At 75.8% G+C, this 798-nt stretch carries 1 protein-coding gene; it reads right to left on the bottom strand.

Translation table 11 applies throughout. From position 1 onward, the window contains the following. Positions 1 to 308: 308 nt before the first annotated feature. A partial coding sequence (locus tag B9S61_RS09570) for an alpha/beta fold hydrolase (protein ID WP_103541880.1) occupies positions 309 to 798 on the bottom strand: 490 nt, incomplete at its 5' end.

Raw genomic sequence — 798 nt, 5'->3', positions numbered from 1 at the left:
GCCGCCGAACAGATGGACGCCCACGCCGAGGCACTCCACCCCCGCTCCCTCGCCGCCCGCTGAGCCCTTCCGGGCTCCCCCCCCGACGGCCCCGGTCCGCGCGCCGCAGCGACGCGCGGACCGGGCGCCATGTCACGCCCGGTCAGCGCGCGTACGCCCTGGCCGTCGCGATGGCCGGTAACGGTGTCCGGCGTGGCCTGCCACCCGTGACGGGATACCACCGTCGCGCCGGTGTCCGCCGGCATGACGACCCCCGCCGCCGGCCGGACCGTGCGCTTCGACGCACCGCGTGTCACCCACGCCGTTCCCTATCCGAGCGTGAGCATCGCCTCGGCGATCTCGCCGGCCGCCGCATCCGGGATCGCCGTGGCGGCCTCCTCCAGGACGAGCAGCCGTGCTCCGGGGATCTCGCGTGCGATCGCCTCGCCGTTGCCGACGGGGAAGAACCGGTCGCGGCGGCCGTGGACGACGAGCGTGGGAACCTTGATCTCGGGCAGGCGCTCGCGCCAGCGGGGTGTGCAGTCGAGCCTGGAGAACACCATGCCCAGCTGGTTGGCCATCTGGACCGCCGGTGCGGTGCCGGGCGTGCGGTCCCAGACGCGCGCGGCGACCGCGCGTGCGGCGACGGGGTCGTCGTCCAGGATCTCCGCGCCGGCGGCGGCGAAGTCCGCTACCGCCTCGCGGTCGCTCCAATCGGGCATCGCGTGCCCGAACAGCCGGCTCATCGTCGCCTGGTCGTGGTCGGGGAGGTCGTCGTCGGGCGGCCCGGGCGCGACCGCGCGGGTGCCGACCAGGGTG

The sequence above is a fragment of the Streptomyces sp. SM1 genome, from assembly GCF_002910825.1.
Classification (GTDB): Bacteria; Actinomycetota; Actinomycetes; order Streptomycetales; family Streptomycetaceae; genus Streptomyces; species Streptomyces okerensis.
This window is presented reverse-complemented; position numbering and strand designations above follow the sequence as displayed.